Origin of the sequence: Gluconacetobacter diazotrophicus PA1 5 (assembly GCF_000021325.1) — a bacterium.
GTDB lineage: Bacteria > Pseudomonadota > Alphaproteobacteria > Acetobacterales > Acetobacteraceae > Gluconacetobacter > Gluconacetobacter diazotrophicus.
Genome location: NC_011365.1, coordinates 3,442,017 through 3,460,096, shown reverse-complemented (window position 1 = coordinate 3,460,096; position 18,080 = coordinate 3,442,017). Strand labels below are relative to the sequence as shown.

The 18,080-nt window shown below is 68.4% G+C and carries 16 protein-coding genes and 1 tRNA gene; 9 read left to right on the top strand and 8 right to left on the bottom strand.

All coding sequences use genetic code 11. The features are described from left to right. Positions 1-5 precede the first annotated feature (5 nt). Positions 6-2,132: an NAD-dependent DNA ligase LigA gene (gene ligA, locus GDIA_RS15855; RefSeq protein WP_012554790.1), complete on the top strand. Its 2,127-nt coding sequence runs from the start codon at positions 6-8 to the stop codon at positions 2,130-2,132. A gap of 331 nt (positions 2,133-2,463) precedes the next feature. Then, positions 2,464-3,801 (top strand): hemolysin family protein, encoded by a 1,338-nt coding sequence (locus tag GDIA_RS15850; protein ID WP_012227616.1) that lies wholly within the window; start codon positions 2,464-2,466, stop codon positions 3,799-3,801. A gap of 108 nt (positions 3,802-3,909) precedes the next feature. Here the strand turns inward: GDIA_RS15850 and GDIA_RS15845 are convergent, their stop codons facing one another. The 5 genes from GDIA_RS15845 to GDIA_RS15825 all read right to left on the bottom strand — a co-directional run bounded on the left by GDIA_RS15845 (position 3,910) and on the right by GDIA_RS15825 (position 7,231). Continuing rightward, positions 3,910-4,818: an NAD-dependent epimerase/dehydratase family protein gene (locus tag GDIA_RS15845; protein WP_012554789.1), complete on the bottom strand. Its 909-nt coding sequence runs from the start codon at positions 4,816-4,818 to the stop codon at positions 3,910-3,912. 18 nt (positions 4,819-4,836) lie between these two features. Further along, on the bottom strand, positions 4,837-5,226 hold the full coding sequence (locus GDIA_RS15840) for a cupin domain-containing protein (RefSeq protein ID WP_012554788.1): 390 nt from the start codon (positions 5,224-5,226) through the stop codon (positions 4,837-4,839). A gap of 35 nt (positions 5,227-5,261) precedes the next feature. Beyond that, positions 5,262-5,804, bottom strand: coding sequence for an RrF2 family transcriptional regulator (locus tag GDIA_RS15835; protein WP_012554787.1), 543 nt, complete (start codon positions 5,802-5,804; stop codon positions 5,262-5,264). 141 nt (positions 5,805-5,945) lie between these two features. After that, positions 5,946-6,569 carry a glutathione S-transferase family protein gene (locus GDIA_RS15830; protein ID WP_012554786.1) on the bottom strand — a complete coding sequence of 208 codons (624 nt, stop codon included), beginning with the start codon at positions 6,567-6,569 and terminating at the stop codon, positions 5,946-5,948. Continuing rightward, positions 6,566-7,231 carry a Rieske 2Fe-2S domain-containing protein gene (locus GDIA_RS15825; protein ID WP_012554785.1) on the bottom strand — a complete coding sequence of 222 codons (666 nt, stop codon included), beginning with the start codon at positions 7,229-7,231 and terminating at the stop codon, positions 6,566-6,568. The genes GDIA_RS15830 and GDIA_RS15825 overlap by 4 nt, the downstream gene beginning before the upstream one ends. Before the next feature lie 96 nt (positions 7,232-7,327). On the opposite strand from GDIA_RS15825, the gene pncA reads away from it, so the two are divergent. The 6 genes from pncA to GDIA_RS15795 all read left to right on the top strand — a co-directional run bounded on the left by pncA (position 7,328) and on the right by GDIA_RS15795 (position 13,652). Further along, complete coding sequence (pncA, locus tag GDIA_RS15820) at positions 7,328-7,918, top strand: bifunctional nicotinamidase/pyrazinamidase (RefSeq protein WP_012554784.1); 591 nt, start codon at positions 7,328-7,330, stop codon at positions 7,916-7,918. Between the two features lie 99 nt (positions 7,919-8,017). Continuing rightward, complete coding sequence (locus GDIA_RS15815; protein WP_012227631.1) at positions 8,018-9,160, top strand: BMP family ABC transporter substrate-binding protein; 1,143 nt, start codon at positions 8,018-8,020, stop codon at positions 9,158-9,160. Beyond that, positions 9,153-10,754, top strand: a complete 1,602-nt coding sequence (locus GDIA_RS15810; protein WP_012554783.1) for an ABC transporter ATP-binding protein — start codon at positions 9,153-9,155, stop codon at positions 10,752-10,754. Before GDIA_RS15815 ends, GDIA_RS15810 begins: the two co-directional genes overlap by 8 nt. Beyond that, the gene (locus tag GDIA_RS15805; RefSeq protein WP_012227633.1) at positions 10,754-11,839 is read left to right on the top strand and encodes an ABC transporter permease; all 1,086 of its coding nucleotides are present in this window, start codon (positions 10,754-10,756) and stop codon (positions 11,837-11,839) included. The genes GDIA_RS15810 and GDIA_RS15805 overlap by 1 nt, the downstream gene beginning before the upstream one ends. Next, the gene (locus tag GDIA_RS15800) at positions 11,836-12,774 is read left to right on the top strand and encodes an ABC transporter permease (protein ID WP_012554782.1); all 939 of its coding nucleotides are present in this window, start codon (positions 11,836-11,838) and stop codon (positions 12,772-12,774) included. The genes GDIA_RS15805 and GDIA_RS15800 overlap by 4 nt, the downstream gene beginning before the upstream one ends. Positions 12,775-12,785: 11 nt before the next feature. After that, positions 12,786-13,652, top strand: coding sequence for an aromatic ring-hydroxylating oxygenase subunit alpha (locus GDIA_RS15795; RefSeq protein WP_012554781.1), 867 nt, complete (start codon positions 12,786-12,788; stop codon positions 13,650-13,652). A 9-nt stretch (positions 13,653-13,661) separates the two neighbouring features. Here the strand turns inward: GDIA_RS15795 and GDIA_RS15790 are convergent, their stop codons facing one another. Continuing rightward, complete coding sequence (locus GDIA_RS15790) at positions 13,662-14,756, bottom strand: ABC transporter substrate-binding protein (protein ID WP_012554780.1); 1,095 nt, start codon at positions 14,754-14,756, stop codon at positions 13,662-13,664. Positions 14,757-14,898: 142 nt separating this feature from the next. Here GDIA_RS15790 and GDIA_RS15785 point away from each other — a divergent pair. Next, positions 14,899-14,974, top strand: a tRNA-Asn gene (locus tag GDIA_RS15785). A 204-nt stretch (positions 14,975-15,178) separates the two neighbouring features. On the opposite strand, the gene GDIA_RS15780 is transcribed toward GDIA_RS15785, so the two are convergent. Both GDIA_RS15780 and GDIA_RS15775 read right to left on the bottom strand, forming a co-directional pair. Then, on the bottom strand, positions 15,179-16,585 hold the full coding sequence (locus GDIA_RS15780) for a glycosyltransferase family 87 protein (RefSeq protein ID WP_012554779.1): 1,407 nt from the start codon (positions 16,583-16,585) through the stop codon (positions 15,179-15,181). Between the two features lie 129 nt (positions 16,586-16,714). Further along, positions 16,715-17,995 (bottom strand): MFS transporter, encoded by a 1,281-nt coding sequence (locus tag GDIA_RS15775; RefSeq protein WP_043459047.1) that lies wholly within the window; start codon positions 17,993-17,995, stop codon positions 16,715-16,717. Positions 17,996-18,080: the final 85 nt, after the last annotated feature.

Below are 18,080 nucleotides of genomic sequence, written 5' to 3'. Positions count from 1 at the left end.
TCGCCATGTCCCGCGCACACGATCCCGCCCCCGATCTCGCCAGGCTGGACCCGTCCGAACTGACCGAACCCCAGGCCATGGTGGAACTGGAGCGTCTGGCCCAGCAGATCCGCGCCCTGGACCGCGCCTATTACGAGGACGACGCCCCCACCGTCACCGACGCCGAATATGACGCGCTACGCCAGCGCAACCTGGCGATCGAGGCCCGCTTCCCCGATCTGCGCCGCGCGGACAGCCCTTCGCTGCACGTCAGCGGCGCGCCCTCCGCCGCGTTCGGCCGGCATCGCCACCTGGTGCCGATGCTCTCGCTGGACAACGTGTTCGGCCGCGAGGATTTCGAATCCTTCGTGACCCGCGCCGCCCGCTTCCTCGGCCTGAACGACGATCAGGCCCGCGCCCTGCGCTTCGTCGCGGAACCCAAGATCGACGGCCTGTCGATCAGCCTGACCTACGAGCACGGCCGCTTCGTGCGCGGCACCACGCGCGGCGACGGGACGGAGGGCGAGGACGTCACCGCCAACCTGCGCACGCTGCGCGACGTGCCGCTGCGGCTGAAGGGCCCGGCCCCCGCGCTGATCGAAATCAGGGGCGAGGTCTTCCTGTCCAAGCCCGCCTTCCTGTCGATCAACGCCGCCCAGGCCGAAGCCGGACAGAAACCCTTCGCCAATCCGCGCAATGCGGCGGCGGGGTCGCTGCGCCAGCTCGATCCCAACATCACCGCCCGCCGGCCGCTGTCGCTGTTCGCCTATGCCCAGGGGTTTTCGTCGGACCGGGTGGCCGACACCCACTGGGATTATCTGGAGCGGCTGCGGCAGTGGGGATTCACGGTCAATCCACTGTCCTGCGTCGTCGAAAGCGCCGAGGCGGCGGAAGCGTTCATGGATCGCATCGCCCGCGAACGCTCGGGGCTGGAATACGATATCGACGGCGTGGTCTATAAGGTCGACGACCTGGCCCTGCAGGACCGGCTGGGCTTCGTCGGCCGGGCGCCGCGCTGGGCGATCGCGTGGAAGTTCCCCGCCGAACAGGCCATCACCCGCCTGACCCGGATCAACATCCAGGTCGGCCGCACGGGCGCGCTGACCCCGGTGGCGATCCTGGAACCGGTCAATGTCGGCGGCGTCATCGTCACCCGTGCGACGTTGCACAACGAGGACGAGATCGCCCGCAAGGACGTCCGCGTCGGCGACCTGGTCCAGATCCAGCGCGCGGGCGACGTCATTCCGCAGATCCTGGGCGTGGTGCCGCCCGGCGCGGATGCCCCGCCGCGCGGCGAGGCGTTCATCTTCCCCCACACCTGCCCGATCTGCGGCGCCCGCGCCGAGCGGCCGCCGGGCGAGGTGGTGTGGCGCTGTACCGGCGGCCTGACCTGCCCGGCGCAGGTCGTCGAACGGCTGATCCATTTCGTCTCGCGCGACGCGTTCGACATCGACGGGCTGGGCGAACGCACGATCACCGAATTCCATGCCGACGGGCTGCTGAAGACCCCGGCCGACATCTTCCGCCTGCCGGACCACGAGGCCGACATCGCGACGCGCGAGGGCTGGGGCACGGTCTCGGCCCGCAACCTGACCGCGTCGGTCCGCGCCCGCCAGACCATCCCGCTGGCGCGCTTCATCTACGCGCTGGGCATCCGCCGCATCGGCACCAGCAATGCACGCCTGCTGGCCCGGCATTACGGATCGTACACGCATTGGCGCGAACAGATGCTGCGCGCCACCACCATCGGGTCCGACGAACGGCTGGCGCTGGGCTCGATCACCGGGATCGGCGGCGCCATCGCGGACGAACTGGCCGCCTTCTTCATGGAGGCGCACAATCTGGAAACCCTGGACGACCTGACGGCGATGCTGACGGCGATCGAGGACGAGGACCTGCCGGCCCAGGGCCATCTGTCGGGCAAGACCGTCGTCTTCACCGGCACACTGACGACCATGACCCGGCCCGAGGCCAAGGCCATCGCCGAACGGCTGGGCGCCCGCGTCACCGACAGCGTCTCGAAGAAGACCGATCTGGTGGTGCTGGGCGCCGATGCGGGCTCCAAGGCCCGCAAGGCCGCCGAACTGGGAATCGACACGCTGGATGAGGAAGGCTGGCGCGAACTGGCCGGTATCGGCCCTGTCGGTCCGTAAACGCGCTCTGGTGGCGATCCGACGCGCGTCCGCTGCGCTCCGGTGCTCACGGCCATCAAGGCCGCTCCGCTCCGGTGCTCGCAGACACACGCCGGACGTGCCGCTTCGCGGCACTCTCACCCACCAGACCACGTTTACGGACCGACAGCGGGATCTGCGTTCCTCTCATCCCCGATTTCCCGCCATGCCTCGGCTGGCCTAAGGTGCTGGATTTGCGCTAGACTGCGCGGTGCATGAAATATTCTGTCGCCGGGGCCAGCCGTCCCCTTCCCCCGTCCGGGCCTGCCGCGCCGTGCGGGATGCATCGTGACGCGCGCGTAGGGGGCCGGTCGTGATTCTTCTGGCCGGCCTGATCGCCATCATCGCGCTGATCGCCGTCAGCATCCTGATCTCGCTGTCGGAAATCTCGTTCGCCGCCGCGCGTGATGTCAGGCTGCGCACCCGGGCCGAGGCCGGGGACACCAGGGCGGTGAATTTCCTGCGCCTGCGCCGCAACAGCGGGCAGGTCATCACGGTGCTGCAGATCTGCCTGAACGCCGTCGGCGTGCTGGGCGGCGTCATCAGCAGCGAACTGATCACCCCGCCCCTGGCGCTGATCCTGCATTCGGCCGGCCTGGCGGCGGGGCTGGCGGCGGACGTGGCCTCCACCGCGTCCTTCCTGCTGGTGACGGGCCTGTTCGTGCTGTTCGCCGACCTGCTGCCCAAGCGGATCGCGATGAACGCGCCGGACCGCGTGGCGCTGGCCATCGGCTGGTTCCCCGCCATCGCCCTGCGGGTGCTGTTTCCCGCCGTCTGGATCTTCTCGAAAATCTCCGACGTCATCCTGCGCGCGCTGAGGATCCCGGCGGCCTCGGCCGTGGAACCGGTCACGCCCGAGGACCTGCGCGCGATCCTGGCCGCCGGCACCGCATCGGGAATCCTGCTGGAGCAGGAACACCAGATGATCCAGAACGTCCTGGGGTTGCAGGACCGGTCCGTGACCTCGGCCATGACCCCGCGCGACGAAATCGTCTTCCTCGACGTGCAGGAAAGCACCGAGAGCCAGCGCGACAAGGTCCGCGCCAAGCCCTATTCGCGCTATCCGCTGTGCAATGGCGGGCTGGACAACGTCATCGGCTCGATCCGCGCCGAGGACGTGCTGGCCGCCGTGGTCGAGGACGCGCCGACCGCCACCCCCGGCACGGTCCTGCCGGCCGCGCGCCAGATCTCGCGCATGCGGCGCGACGTGCTGTCGCTGCCCGATACGCTGAATCTGTGGGACACGCTGGCCCAGTTCGACACGCACGGCGCGGGCTTCGCGCTGATCGTGAACGAATACGGGCTGGTGGTCGGGCTGATCACGTTCAAGGACATCATGGGCGCGCTGATGGACGGGCTGGCCAACCCGTTCGAGGAACAGGCCATCGTGCGCCGCGACGAAAATTCGTGGCTGATCGACGGCGCGGCCCCGATCGGCGACGTGATCCGCGAACTCGGGATCGCGACGCTGCCCGACAGCCACAATTTCGATACGATCGGCGGCTTCATCATGCACCGCCTGCGCCGCATGGCCCGCAAGGCCGACCGCGTCGAGGCCGCGAACTTCCTGTTCGAAGTGGTCGACGTCGAAGGCTTCCGCATCAATCAGCTCCTGGTCACGCGGCGCCCGAGGCGCGCCGAGGCCGACTGAATCCTGTCCGGAAAGACGCTTATCCTATCTAAAAATATGATTGATCCCGGCAAGTCGAATGCCATCGCGTCGAATACGTTGCTGACGTGACAGGGAATATCCTTCGATCTACCTGTCGAGCCAGGGGAGTCTCCGCGGCATGAAGCCCAATACCTCCAGGGCTTTCCGATTGCATGCACCCGTCAGGCTGTTCTGGTAATAGACGCTTTCCTCGCCCATCAGGCGCAGGGCCTCTTGCTCGCCCAGATCGGAGGGCGCCTCTGCTCCGATCCAGTTTGCGTAGGCCGGCAACCATTCGGCCATTTTTGTTGGCTGGCTATCGACGACGTTATAGAGCCCGGCTGCCGCCGTTAAAGCCGCCACGGTAGCCTGTGCGGCATCATCCACATGAATGAACGAAAATGTGCTGCTTCCTGCGCCGACAAGGGAGATTTCGCCCCGGGAAAGGTGCGTGCTGAATGCACCATCCGGCCAGTACCAGGTTCCGGGTCCGTAGAAAAATCCATATCGCAGCCCTACACCTTCCATTGAATGCGCACCCAGGACCCGATTTTCCAAGGCCGCATACATACGGGCGCTCTCTCCGATATTGCCGGGCGCACCGATTCTCAGGGGCGATGCTTCCGTCGCCAGGCCGCCGTCACCGTCCAGATAGAAACCGCAGGATTGCTGGATGTAGCGCCGTACCTGGCATGCATGAGCGGCATCAAACAGGTTGCCGCCACCTTCAAGACGCAGCTTACGGTCGGCGGGAAGGCGCCTGGGCAAATCGAAGGGGCTGGCGGGAAGAGAGGTGAGCTGGTCAATCACCGCTTCCGGACGGATCTGCTCAAGAAGTGTGAACATGCCGGACCGGTCGAGCGCATCGCCCTTCACGGGACGGGCACCGAGCATCTCGACGGCCTTGAGGCTCTCGGGGCGGTGAGCCAGCCCCCAGACCTCGTGCCCTGCGTTTCGCAGACGCGTCATCAGCGGACGGCCCAGCGCTCCGCTGGCACCGGCGACAAGAACTTTCATGGCCTGATTCCCCATGGGTCAGTGTACGGGAAAGACGAAGGGCGCTGTCTTGTCCTTGACAAAAAACGCAAGGAAACGGGCAGGCTCCGTCTGGCTGGCATTGCGCCCTACGAGATGAACGTCGTTCGGTCCTTCAAAGAAGGTCTGCCCTTCCTTCAGGGTGACGGGAGCGCCACCTTCGACCTGCATGGTGATGCTTCCCTTCAGCACGTAGACGAATACCGAAGCATTATGCCTGTGGATCGGGTCCGAACCTCCGGGCGCATAGTCGACCGTCAGCATGGCGCCTTCCTTGCCGGGGATGCCTGGCAGATCATGGACGAGCAGGGGCGTGACCGTCGTCGCCGCATGGAGGGGAGAGGCCCAGAGGCTTGCTGCCATAGCGGCAAGAGCGATGAACTTGCGCATATTCGATTGTCCTGTTGCAGGAGAATGGCCGCGGGTCAGGGCGTGTCCGGCCGCCTTCGTTGTCTGACCTTGCTGGTGCGGCGGGTCTGCACGCGTTCGTCGAACCATGATTGTGCGTCTCCCAGAAACGGAAGCGGCGCCTTGTCCCGAACGGATCTGGCCAGATCGGCGAGCGAGGTCCGAGCCATTTCCTGCCGCATGGCCTGCTCGGCCCGCAGCATGACGGCGTGAATGCCGCAAACGCCCTGCGTCGCCCATCGTGGCGGCCGCTCGTCGAACAGGGCGCAGCGTCCGCGGATTTCCTGACAGTTGAAAAGGCTCTTTCTGCCTTCAACGGCGTCGACGACGGCCAGCACGCTGATGTCCTCGGCGGGTCTGGCCAGCCTGTATCCACCCCTCAACCCTTCGGAAGCTTCAAGAAGGCCGGCCTTTTCGAGCCTGGGAAGAAGCTTGGCGACAAACGCCGCGGGAATGTTCTGCAGGTCCGCCAGATCGAGGCTGCTGACAGGCTCGGGATTGCCGACGAGCCAGAGAAGGCTGTGCAGGACATATTCGGTGCTTGCGCCATAAAGTGACATACGCGGACGTTATGATTCGCAAGACCTGGAGTGACGAATCTGTCGTCCTGATGAGATTGCTTTTACGAGGGGCACAGGCGCGAAGTGGAACGCAGGAAACACACGGCGGATCGCTGGCAGCGGGGCTTTTGAAACAGCCTTTTAGGCATATTCGGGGATGCCGGACATACCGACGAATCCCGGCACCGTCCGCACCGCGCGCATCCAGCGCCGCAGCGCGGGGTAGAAGGCGTGGTCCACGCCCCAGTCGCGGCTGAGGGCGAAGGACGGGAACAGGGCGATATCGGCCACGCTGGGCGTGTCGCCCACGAACCAGGCCCCGCCATCCAGCCGTCGATGGGCCATATGGTCCTCCATGATCCGCAGCGCGGCCTCGCCCTGCCGCTGTAGCGCGGCATCGGGTTCGCCGCCGCCGAACAGGCTGGCCCGCCGGGCCGCGATCGCGGGGCGCAGCGGGCCCGACGCGAAATGCAGCCAGTGCGCGACCTGCGCGAAGGCGGCCGGGTCGTCCGGCAGCCAGTTTCCGCGCTTGTGCGCCAGCGCCAGCAGCACCGCGCCGGCACCGCAGATTTCCTGCCCCTCGATCCGCAGCACAGGCAGCAGCCCCGCCGGACTGACGGCACGAAAGGACGGGGAATCCTGCAGGCCGCCCGGCACCACATCCACCGCCACAATGCGTGCCTTCAGCCCCAGCAGCGAGAGGAACAGCCGGGCCCGATAGCACTCCTCGTCCAGTTCATCGTCATGCAGCACCAGCGCACTCATGCCGTTTCCTCCATCCGCCGGCACACATCCTGCGCCCAGTCGGCCAGATCGTGCAGCCGGCCCCGGTCGCCGCCCCGGTCGGCCGGACCACCCGCCAGCAGGTGCAGCATGCAGCGCGTGCCATCCACCGGCAGGATCGCGGCCAGCACGGGCCCAGCGACGTCACGGTCCAGCACCGCCACCCGGCATCCGTCCGGCATCCCGATCGCCGTCGCCACGTTCCCCCAGGGGGCGTCGATGCGCAGCGAACGCACGGGCGTCCACTCCACGGCGTCCATCGCCGGATCGTCCTGCGGGGCGCTGCTTTCGCCGTCCTCCGGCGCCGTCCAGACCAGGCCGTGACGTTCCACCGCCCGCAACGGCGCGGCACGGATCGTGGCGGCGGGCGTCAGGTCGGGATGGGCGGGGATATGCACGCAGCGCCCCCCGGCCCCGAAGCGCCAGCCGTGATACAGGCAGGCCAGCGTGCCCTCGCGCACGAATCCCAGGCTCAGCCGCATGCCGCGATGCGGGCAGCGATCGTCCCAGACATGCGCCTGCCCCGCCCCGTCCCGCCAGACCGCCAGTTCACGGCCCCGCAGGATGCAGCCGGCCACGGTGCCGGGCTCCAGATCCGCCGACAGCATCAGCGGATACCATCCGCCGCCCCGATCCCCCGCCATGCGCATGCCTCTCCATCCCCTTTATCTTCCGATAGCCCGGCGGGCGGGATCGTGCCATCCCTGTCTCGAAACCGCCCCGCGCGAGGAGGCCCGACCGTGATCCACGTGACCGCGCATGATGCCCTTCTGGTCATCGACCTGCAGAACGATTTCCTGCCCGGCGGCGCGCTGCCGGTGCCCGAGGGGGACGCCGTCATTCCCGTCATCAACCACCTGACGCGCCTGCCCTTCGGCCAGCAGGCGGCCAGCCAGGACTGGCACCCGCACGGTCATGCATCCTTCGCCACCGCCCGGCCGCCCGGCCCCTGGCGGCAGCATTGCGTCGCCGGCACCCCGGGCGCGGAGCTGGCGGCGTCGCTGGACCAGACGCGGATCGGCCTGGTGATCCGCAAGGGCCGCGCGCAGGACGTCGACAGCTATTCCGCTTTCCTCGACAACGACCGGACCACCCGTACGGGGCTGGAGGACTGGCTGAGGGGGCTGGGGATCACGCGAATCTTCATCGCCGGCCTGGCGCTGGATTATTGCGTGGCCTTCACCGCCATCGACGCGAAAGCCCTTGGTTTTGAAACGATCGTGGTCGAAGATGCCTGCCGTGGGATCGATCCCGACCCCGACGCCACATGGCAGGCCCTGGCGCGGCACGATATCCTGCGTGTCCGGTCCGCCGAACTGGCGGGACAGTAAGGGGGGGATCGACCATACCGGGGGAACGCCCGGCGCCGGGTGGGACCGGCCCGGGCATCGAGTGGGGGAAGACGAAGACATGACCGTTCCAGGTCAGGTATGACCACGCACGGGCCGCGGGGGCGGCATCCGGCGACGCGACACCATCTGCGACGACATTTCCTGGGGCTGGCGGCCGGCGCGGCGGGCACAGGGCTGCTGCGCCCGCCGGCCCTGCTGGCGCAATCCCGCCCGCCCCTTCTGCCGCCCATCGCCGAGGTCGATGCGCTGGTCGCATTCGGCCATACCGGTCCGGTTACGGACGGGGGCTGGACGGCGGCGCACGACCAGGGGGTGCAGGCCGTGCGCGCCGCCTTCCCGCGCCTGCGGACCGTGTATGTCGAGAGCATTCCCTATTCCGCCGACGCCACGCGCATCTTCCGCCAGTTCGTGGCCGAGGGCGCGCAGATGGTCATCGCGACCTCGGACTACGGTGATTTCATCCGTGATGTCTCGGACCGCGCGCCCGGCGTCGCCTTCATGGAATGCGACGGGCACAACGTCACCGGCAACCTGGGCTGGTATTACCTGACCCACTGGTATGCCAGCTACGTCATCGGCATCGCCGCCGGGCTGATGACCAGGACGAACCGGCTGGGCTTCGTGGGGTCGTTTCCCATTCCCTCGGTCTATGCCGGGGCCAACGCCGTGCTGCTGGGCGCGCGCTCGGTCAACCCTGCCGCGACATTGCAGGCGATTTCGATCAACGCCTGGTTCGACCCGCAGGCCGCCACCCAGGCCGGCACCGCGCTGGTCGAAAATGGCTGCGACTTCCTGTGCGGCATCATGGACGACCCCGGATATCTGCGCGTGGCGCAGCAGCGCGGCATCAAGGCGGCGATGTGGAACACCGACATGCGCCAGTACGGGCCCGATGCCTATATCAGCTCGGTGATGCTGGATTTCCGCGCCTATTATGTGGAACAGGTCCGCGCGCGCCTGGCCGGCACCTGGCAGCCGCAGGGGCATTTCCTGACGCTGGGCCAGGGCGTGGACCGCGACGCCTGGGGGCGGACCGTCCCACCCGCCGTCGCCGCCCAGGCCGATGCGATGCGCGCGCGGATCATGGCGGGGTACAACCCGTTCCGCGGCCCGATCCGCGATGCCGCCGGACGGCTGCGCGTGCCGGCCGGCACGGTGATGGACGATGCGCTGATCTATCAGTGGGACTGGTCGGTGGAAGGAGTCAGCGGCCTTGACTGACTCCCTGCTTGCCGACGGACCGCCGCCGGTCGCGCCCGGCACACCGCCGATCCTGCAATTGCAGGGCATTTCCAAGTATTTTCCCGGCGTGATCGCGAACCAGGATGTCAGCCTGGATGTCCGGCCCGGCGAAATCCATGCCCTGCTGGGCGAAAACGGCGCGGGCAAGTCCACGCTGATGAACGTCGTCACCGGCATCTACCAACCCGATGCGGGCGAAATCGTGCTGGATGGCTACGGTCAGCATTTCGCCTCGCCGCAGGATGCGATCCGGGCGGGAATCGGCATGGTTCACCAGCATTTCAAGCTGGTCCCGGCCTTCACGGTCGCGGAAAACATCCATCTGGGCTGGCGGGACACGCCGGCCCGCGCCTCGGCCGCCATCCTGGAATCGCGCACCCGCGCGCTGTCGGACCGGTTCGGCGTTCCCGTGCGGCCCGACGCGCGGGTGGGCGACCTGTCGGCGGGCGAGCAGCAGCGGGTGGAAATCCTGCGCGTGCTGGCCCGCCAGGCCCGGCTGCTGATCCTGGACGAACCGACCGCCGTACTGACGCCGGCCGAGGCGCGGGACCTGTTCCGCGCGCTGCGCGCCTTCCGCGCCCAGGGCAACGCCGTCATCCTGATCAGCCACAAGCTGGACGAGGTCATGGACATCTCGGACCGGATCAGCATCCTGCGCGCCGGGCGCAGGATCGGCACGTACCCGACAGCGGAGTGCACCCCGGCGGGACTGGCCGCCACCATGGTCGGGCGCGACATCGTACGCCGTGACATGCGGGCCCGCCCACCCGGCGGCGCCGCGATCGCCCCTGCCCCGGTGCTGCGCCTGCGCGGCGTCACCTGCCGCGACGCGCGTGGCATCGAGACCCTTCGCGACGTGACGCTGGACCTGCATGGCGGCGAGATCCTGGGCATTGCCGGCGTCGCCGGCAACGGCCAGCGCGAACTGACCCAGGTGCTGACCGGCATGCTGCCGCCCACGGCGGGCGAGATCCTGCTGGACGGCGCACCGGTCCGCGCGGCCGACGCCGCCGCCTTCGCCCACGCGGGCATCGGCCATATCCCCGAGGACCGGCTGCGCAGCGGCCTGGCACCGTCGCTGGGCATCACCGACAACATGGCGCTGCGCGAATATGACCGCCCGCCGATCGGGCGACGCGGGCTGTACGACCCGCGCGCCGCCGAAGCCCTGGCGCGGGACCTGGCCGGGGCGGCGGAGGTGCGCATTCCCGATTATGCCATGCCGATCCGCAACCTGTCCGGCGGCAACCAGCAGCGCCTGGTGGCCCGGCGGGAAATCCGCATCGCCCGCCGGGTGCTGGTGGCGGCCTATCCCAGCCGGGGCCTGGATATCGGGGCGATCGCGACCGTGCTGCGCTACCTGACCGACCTGCGCGACCAGGGGGTGGCCATCGTGCTGGTGTCCGAGGATCTGGAGGAACTGCTGAACGTGGCCGACCGCATCGGCGTGCTGTTCCACGGCCGCCTGATGGCGACCATCGACGCCGCGACGGCGGACATGGAAACGCTGGGGCTGCTGATGGGCGGCCGCGCGGGCCGGCCGGATTCCGCACCAAAGGGAGGAACCGCCTGATGGCCGGCAAGCTGCAACGCCTGCCCACCGTGGCGCCCGGGCGCCTGCTGGCCTGGCGCGCGGGCGCGGTCGTCGCCGCGCTGCTGGTCACCACCCTGTTCCTGGCCCTGTCGGGGCGCGACCCGCGTCTGCTGGCCGACCTGGTGGTGCGCTCCACCGTGGGGTCGCGCTTCGGGCTGGAGGACCTGGCCCTGTTCATGACCCCGCTGGTGCTGACCGGCGCCGCCGTCACCGTCACCGGGCGCATCGGCATCTGGAATATCGGGGCCGAGGGCCAGTTCTATGCCGGCGCCATCGGGGCGGCGGGAATCGGCCTTTTCGTGCCCGGGCCCGCGATCATCATCCTGCCGCTGATGACGGTATGCGGCATCCTGTGCGGCATGGCGTGGATCCTGGTCCCGACCCTGGCCCGGGCCTATGCCGGCGTGAACGAGATCATCACCACCCTGCTGCTGAATTTCGTCGCCGGATTGCTGACCACCTATCTGGCGGTCGGGCCGTGGCATGACCGGGTGACCGGCGCGCTGGCCTCCACGGGACGGCTGCCGGTGCAGGTCCCCGAATTGTGGGGCGTCGTGCATTGGGGCTTTCCGGTGGCGCTGGCCATCGTCCTGGTGCTGGCGGCGGTCATGGCGCGCACACGCTGGGGCTATCAGGTCACGATCAGCGGCGCGAACGAACAGGCCGCGCGTTATGCCGGCATCCCGGTCCGGGCGCGCATCGTGGCGGTCATGCTGCTCTCGGGCGGGTTGGCCGCCCTGGCGGGGGTGTTCGAGGTCGCGGGCACCGTCCATCGGCTTCAGGGGGGACTGGCCAACAATTTCGGCTATTTCGGCATCGTGGTCGCGGTGCTGGCACGGGGATCGTGCCTGAACGTGCTGCCGGCGGCGCTGCTGATGGCCTTCATCCTGGATTCCGGCATCGTGCTGCAGACGCAGCAACTGACGGCATCGGCGGTGCTGGCCATCACCGGGCTGGTTCTGTTCGCCATCGCCATCGGCGACGAACTGGCCCATTACCGCCCCGTCTCCAGCCGCCCGGCCGCCGCTCCTGCCGGCCCCACCCGTGCGGAGTCCACGCCATGATCGCGCTGCTGACCGGCATGCTGACCACCGCGGTCCTGGCCGGGGGCGTCCTGGCCCTGGCGGCGCTGGGCGAGGTCCTGGCCGAACGGGTGGGCGTCACCAACCTGGGGGTCGAGGGGCTGATGTCCCTGGGCGCCGTCGTCGCCATCATCACGGTGGTGGCCACGCCGCATCCCTGGCTGGGCCTGCTGGCCGCCACCCTGGCCGGGGCGGCGGGGGGCATGGTCTTCGCCTTCGGCGCCGTCGTCATCCGCGCCAACCAGGTGCTGTGCGGACTGGCGGTCACCTTCCTGGGGCTGGGCCTGTCCGCGACCATCGGGCACGATTACGCCGGCATTCCGTCCCCCGCCACGTTCGGCCGCGCGCCGGTGCCGGGCCTGTCGTCCCTGCCGGTGATCGGGCCGGCCTTCTTCGGGCAGAACCTGCCGGTCTACCTGATCTATCTGGTCCTGCCGGCGCTGGCGCACTGGGTGATGTTCCATACCCGGCACGGGCTGAACATGCGGGCGGTGGGCGAAAACCCGGCGGCGGCGGACGCGGCGGGCATTCCCGTCACCGCCATGCGCTTCTGGTACGTCACGCTGGGCGCCGCCCTGGCCGGGGCGGCGGGCGGCTACCTGACCCTGACCTATATTCCCGTCTGGTCCGAGGGCCTGGTCGCGGGCCGGGGCTGGATCGCCCTGGCGCTGGTCATCTTCGCCGGCTACCGGCCGTTCAGCGCCACGCTGTCCGGCCTGCTGTTCGGGCTGATCACCGCGCTGTCCTATGTGGGGCAGGCGCGGAACTGGCCGGTCGCGCCGGCCTTCCTGAACATGCTGCCCTATCTGGGCACGATCGCGTTCATCATCGTCCCGGTCCTGGCCTGGCATCGCATGCGCCGCATCATGGCGGCCCCGGCGGCGCTGGGCGTCCCCTACCACCGCGACGTGCGATAACGGAGGACTTGATGACGTCACGCTCGTTCCCTGACGTGGACGCCGACGACCGCGCGGTGCTGGACGCCTGGTACGCCATCGGCTTCCTGGACGCACCGCCCCCGCGCACCACCCTGCTGGGCACGGCGCTTGCGATCCATCGCGGGGCCGACGGCGCGATCCAGGTACGGGCCGAGGGTCGGGACGCGCCCCTGCCGGTCGCCGAACGCCATGGCTGCCTGTGGACCAGCCTGGGCACGCCGCCCGACGCACCGGTCGCCATCCCCGAGACCAGGGAATCCGACCGCCGACTGGTGTGCTGCGGCTCGGTCGATGTCGGGGCCTCGGGCCTGCGCGTGGTCGAGAACTTCCTCGACCTGGCGCATTTTCCCTTCGTCCACACCAACATCCTGGGGGCCGAACCGCAGACCGAGGTCGCGCGCTACCACACCGAATGGCGCCGCGACGTGGACGAGGTCTGGGCCACCGACTGCGCGTTCCACCAGCCCCGGGCCGCCCTGTCCGCCCTGACGGGGCTGGAGACGCGCTATATCTACCGCGTCGCCTCGCCCTTCGTGACGCTGCTGTACAAGACGTGCCCCAACGATCCGGTGCGCCCCGACGTCATCGCCCTGTTCGTCCAGCCCACGGCGCCCGATCGATGCCGCGCGCACCCGGTCATGTTCCTGATCGACGAGACCTCGCCCCAGGCGGACCTGATCCAGTTCCAGCAGCGGATCTTCCTGCAGGACCGGATCATCCTGGAAAACCAGCGCCCCCGCCTGCTGCCGCTGGACCCCCGCGCGGAAATCCCGACCCGGGCGGATTCGCTCTCGGTCGCCTATCGCAGATGGCTGAAGGAAAAACGCGTCCGCTACGGCACCACGGATAGTCTGTAATATCCCGCCCTATGTGGGCCCGACCGCCTGCGGCCACAGCGCGGCGGGCGTATCGGTGACCAGGGCATTGGCGCAGACCCGCCTGGCATAGGCCGACGATCCGACCGTATCGGGCACGCGGCCCAGCAGCTTCATTTCATCCACATATTGCGCCACCTGCACCCGCAGGTCGTTCCCCACGGGGCTGATGCCCAATGTCTCGTGCCGCAGCATGGACAGGATGTCGCCGGTCTCCATGCCCGGAATCTGCCCCGTCATCAGGCTGGCCGCCTGGTCGGGATGGGCCTTGATCCAGTCCGACGCCGCGCGCAGGGCCATGACCAATGCCGCCGCCGCCGCCGGATCGGACTGCAGCAGCGAATCCGACAGGCCCAGCGCCAGGTTGGCACGCTCGCCGTAATGACCCGTCGTGCTGTTGGCCAGTTCGAAGAACGGCGAATCCGTCCCGTGCAGCAACTGCCACGCCAGCGGGTCGTGCGCGGCCACGGCGTCGATCTCGCCCGCCCGGGCGGCATCCATCGCCTGTTCGGGTGGCAGGGTGACCCAGCGCACCGATGCCTCGGGGTCGATTCCCTTGCGCCGCATCATGACCGAGAAGAACAGCCGGTCGGCCATGTCCTGATCCACTACCGCGATTCGCAGCCCCGCGATGCCGTCCAGCCGCACGACCTTGAGCTTGCGCCGGACCAGCAAACGGAAGGTGCCGGATTGCAGGCCGCTGACCAGACGAGCCTGGACTCCCCCCAGCCGCATCACGTCCAGCCAGGTCAGGATCGGGGATGCCGCGCCCACCGCCCGGCCGGCAACCATGTCGGCAATGGCGGCCCGCCCGCTGCGCGCACCGCCGACCAGCGCCACGTCCAGATTGTAGGCGGCAAAGAAATGCTGCCGCGCCACCGCGAAGACCAGCATGTTCGAGGACGGCCAGGACAGCGCCAGCCGGCGGAAACGCCCGTCGGGCAGCACCTTGTGATGAGTGACCGCCTGATGATGCAGCCGGTGGCGCACCGCCAGCCCGCCCGCCAGCGCGGCCGCGCCCCCCGCGCCCGCCCCTGCGATCAGCACCCGGCGGCGCGACAATCCCCACGCGGATCGACTGCCCATCTGATCCATGCGTGCGCTTCGACCCCCGTGTTTCCTGATGCCGCCCCATGGTGGGCACCTGCTCTCCTACCCGTCAAAAAAAACATCGGATAGGGGGTTTACCTGCAAACCGGAGGTCCGCTATACGGTGCCCCGGCGCTGATCCCGAATAGCTCAGTCGGTAGAGCAAGCGACTGTTAATCGCTGGGTCGTAGGTTCGAGTCCTACTTCGGGAGCCATCTTCCTCACTGCCTGATAGTCATATCAATCAGTTGGAATTGGGCGCGCCAATCCTGACCAATGATCAGACCGCGCAGATGCGCAGGTCGGCATGAATGCCTGCGAACAATCGTCAGGCTGCGATCTTCCCCATACATCGATAGGCGGACGTCCGGGCCGACAGCGCGATCGACCCGCAACGCGAGGGGGAGACGGCGGCGCGATCAGACGCGCGCGGCCCAGCCCAGGTCGCGACGGCAGAGGAAGACAAGGGCAAGGGCGCCGAGCGCTGCGAAGAAGATGTAGGATTGCAGGAACGCGAACGGTGTCGCCGCCAGCACATTCACCGGCGACAACGTATTGGCGGACAGCGCAAAGGTGACGCACAGCAGGCTCCATCGCCCGAAGGCAGGGCGCGGATCGGCCAGCAGCGACAGGAACAGCAGCGAGAACAGCGGCAGCAGGATGCCGTAATGATGTTCCCACGCCACCGGCGAGGACGCCGTAAAGCATAGGGCCGCCACCATCAGCGAAGCCACCGCGGACAGTCGGGTGGTCGCGGTCCGCGCCCCCCACAGGCCGGCCACGACCAGCATCACCATCGACAGCAGCGTCAGGTAATGGACGGGCGGGTCGTAGGGGGCGAAACGCCAGCGGTCCCAGACGAGGTCCGGCCCATTGCCGAGCATATGGTTGAGCAGCCCGTTGACCGACTGGTTGGCGTAGAGGCTTTCGCCACGCCGGTCGATAAACGCCAGGACCCGCAGATAGGCGAGCGGCCACGCCCATCCATACAGCGATGCCGAGAGCGCATAGCCCACGGCCAGGCAGGCCGCCATTGCCCCGACGAACGGCCTGTCTCGGCGCAGGGCGCCCCAGATCAGGAACAGCGCCATCTGCGGCTTCACCAGGGCGGAAAGGCCGATCAGCAGGCCGGCCGGCGCCGAGCGGCCCCTGACCAAAGCATAGCAGGCGAAGACGAAGATGGCGTCGAGAAAGATCTGGATCTGGCCGAGATAGACGGCCCGGATCAGGGGAAAGAAGCAGAAGGTGGCGATCACGGTTGCGGCGGCCAGCCAGAACCGGCTGGCCCCACCGTCCGGGGCGGCCGGCAACCGGACAAGCCTGGCGAGTTCCCGGTTCAGCAGGACCATCCCGACCGCCACCGTGATCCAGGCCGCGATGTCGAGACTGTCGAGGACCTGGATCGCCGTGTCGCCGTCGAACGGTAGCCAGCGGATCGCCAGCAGCGACGACAGGGGGTACTGGAACTTGATCCCCAGCGCGAAGAAGAAGTGATCATAGGCATCGCCGCCGGGATGGGCCGCCAGCCAGTCGCGCACGACCAGCATCGGCCCCCAGGAATCGGACCTGGTCAGTTCATGGAGGTGCCACAGGAAATTGATATTATTGGCGAAGCACACATCGTCATGGGGCAAGGGGACGCCGGTGTGGACCAGGTGCCGATGGACGAGCATGATCACGGCACTGATCACCGCCATCAGGAGCGGGATGGCCAGGCAGGCCCGGCGCAGTAACTGCTCGGACCGCCCGCCCACGGAAATGGCTTCGGTGTACGCCAATGCGGGATCGGCCACGGAGTCGAGGAGGGAATCGCCGGACACTGACATGTCTGGACCTCGGGACAAGCAGGGTGTTCCGACGCGCTGAACCCGCAGGCTCGATCCCCGGTTTCATCACAAAGATACAAAAAGATACAAACCGGTCACGGGGACATGGCACCCGGACGGCGCGCGGTTTCATTTTGCCGGTCGAATATCGTCCAGCCGGTCCAGCCGGCGCAGGGCAGGGAACATCCGCATCCACAGCAGCGTGACGACGATCGTCCCGATCCCGCCCAGCACCACGGCCTCGACCGGGCCGATCAGGCTGGCCAGCATGCCGCTTTCGAACTCGCCAAGCTGGTTCGACGACCCGATGAACAGCATGTTCACCGCCGATACCCGGCCGCGCATTTCGTCGGGCGTGCGCAACTGCACCAGCGCGCCGCGCACCACCACGCTGATCACGTCCGCACCCCCCAGGACCGCCAGCGCCAGGATCGACACCGGCAGCGACCGCGACAGGCCGAACACGATGGTCGCCAGGCCGAAGACCGCCACGGCGGCGAACATCGCATGCCCCGCCCGGCGGTTCAGCGGCCAGCGCGCGAACGCCGTGGCGCACAGCAGCGCCCCCAGCCCCGGGGCGGTCCGCAGCAGGCCCAGGCCGAGCGGCCCGGCATGCAGGATGTCGTTGGCATAGAGCGGCAGCATCGCCGTCGCGCCGCCCAGCAGCACCGCGAACAGGTCCAGCGAAATCGCGCCCAGCATCTCGGGCTGCGCGCGGATGAAATGCAGGCCGCCCAGCACGGTCGCGATCGTCATGGGGCGCCGGACCCGCGTGGGCGCCTCCAGACGCATGTTGAAGGTGGCCACGGTCGCCATGCCGAAGCCCACGGCGCATACGCTGTAGGAAAATCCGGCCCCGACCCCGTAAAGCAACCCGCCCAGGGACGGGCCCATGATCGACGCGACCTGGAACAGGGACGCCGACAGGGCGCTGGCACGCGGAAACAGCGTGGCCGGCACCAGCGCGGGCAGGAATGTCTGCTGGCTGGGCATTTCGAACGTGCGGGCCGTGCCGAACAGCGCGACCATGCCGTAGATCATCGGCGGGGTCAGCCAATGATTGAACGATCCCACCGCCATGACCAGGGCGCCGCAGGCCTCCAGCGCTTGGCAGGTCGTGACGACCAGCCGCCGGTCGAAATGATCGGCCACGTGCCCCGCCACCAGCGTCAGGCAGAACATCGGCAGGAACTGCGCCAGCCCCACCCAGGCCAGGGCCCGCGCGCTGTGCGTCAGCATGTAGATCTGCCACCCCACCGCCACGGCCTGCACCTGCGACGAGAACGCGGACAGGGTCCGCGCCGACAGGAAGGCCATGAAGCCGGGATGGTCGAGCAGCCGGGCCGGACCCTGTGGAAGACTTTCGGCCGGCTCGTCGAGCGGGGCCCGTGTGTCGGAATGATCGGACATGGTGCCGAGACCATAGCGGGGTACTGTGCCTTTTCCAGCCATCGGAGCGCGAATCCGCCCCGCGCGCGGCCGCACGCACGGTTTG

Excerpts from the sequence above, each read along its gene's own strand:
- GDIA_RS15790 (WP_012554780.1), bottom strand. The coding sequence starts at position 14,756 with ATGGGCAGTCGATCCGCGTGGGGATTGTCGCGCCGCCGGGTGCTGATC.
- GDIA_RS15840 (WP_012554788.1), bottom strand. The coding sequence starts at position 5,226 with ATGCGCAAGTTCATCGCTCTTGCCGCTATGGCAGCAAGCCTCTGGGCC.
- GDIA_RS15805 (WP_012227633.1), top strand. The coding sequence starts at position 10,754 with ATGGCCGGCAAGCTGCAACGCCTGCCCACCGTGGCGCCCGGGCGCCTG.
- ligA (WP_012554790.1), top strand. The coding sequence starts at position 6 with ATGTCCCGCGCACACGATCCCGCCCCCGATCTCGCCAGGCTGGACCCG.
- GDIA_RS15825 (WP_012554785.1), bottom strand. The coding sequence starts at position 7,231 with ATGGCGGGGGATCGGGGCGGCGGATGGTATCCGCTGATGCTGTCGGCG.
- GDIA_RS15815 (WP_012227631.1), top strand. The coding sequence starts at position 8,018 with ATGACCACGCACGGGCCGCGGGGGCGGCATCCGGCGACGCGACACCAT.
- GDIA_RS15845 (WP_012554789.1), bottom strand. The coding sequence starts at position 4,818 with ATGAAAGTTCTTGTCGCCGGTGCCAGCGGAGCGCTGGGCCGTCCGCTG.
- GDIA_RS15800 (WP_012554782.1), top strand. The coding sequence starts at position 11,836 with ATGATCGCGCTGCTGACCGGCATGCTGACCACCGCGGTCCTGGCCGGG.
- GDIA_RS15775 (WP_043459047.1), bottom strand. The coding sequence starts at position 17,995 with ATGTCCGATCATTCCGACACACGGGCCCCGCTCGACGAGCCGGCCGAA.
- GDIA_RS15795 (WP_012554781.1), top strand. The coding sequence starts at position 12,786 with ATGACGTCACGCTCGTTCCCTGACGTGGACGCCGACGACCGCGCGGTG.
- GDIA_RS15835 (WP_012554787.1), bottom strand. The coding sequence starts at position 5,804 with ATGTCACTTTATGGCGCAAGCACCGAATATGTCCTGCACAGCCTTCTC.
- GDIA_RS15830 (WP_012554786.1), bottom strand. The coding sequence starts at position 6,569 with ATGAGTGCGCTGGTGCTGCATGACGATGAACTGGACGAGGAGTGCTAT.
- GDIA_RS15780 (WP_012554779.1), bottom strand. The coding sequence starts at position 16,585 with ATGTCAGTGTCCGGCGATTCCCTCCTCGACTCCGTGGCCGATCCCGCA.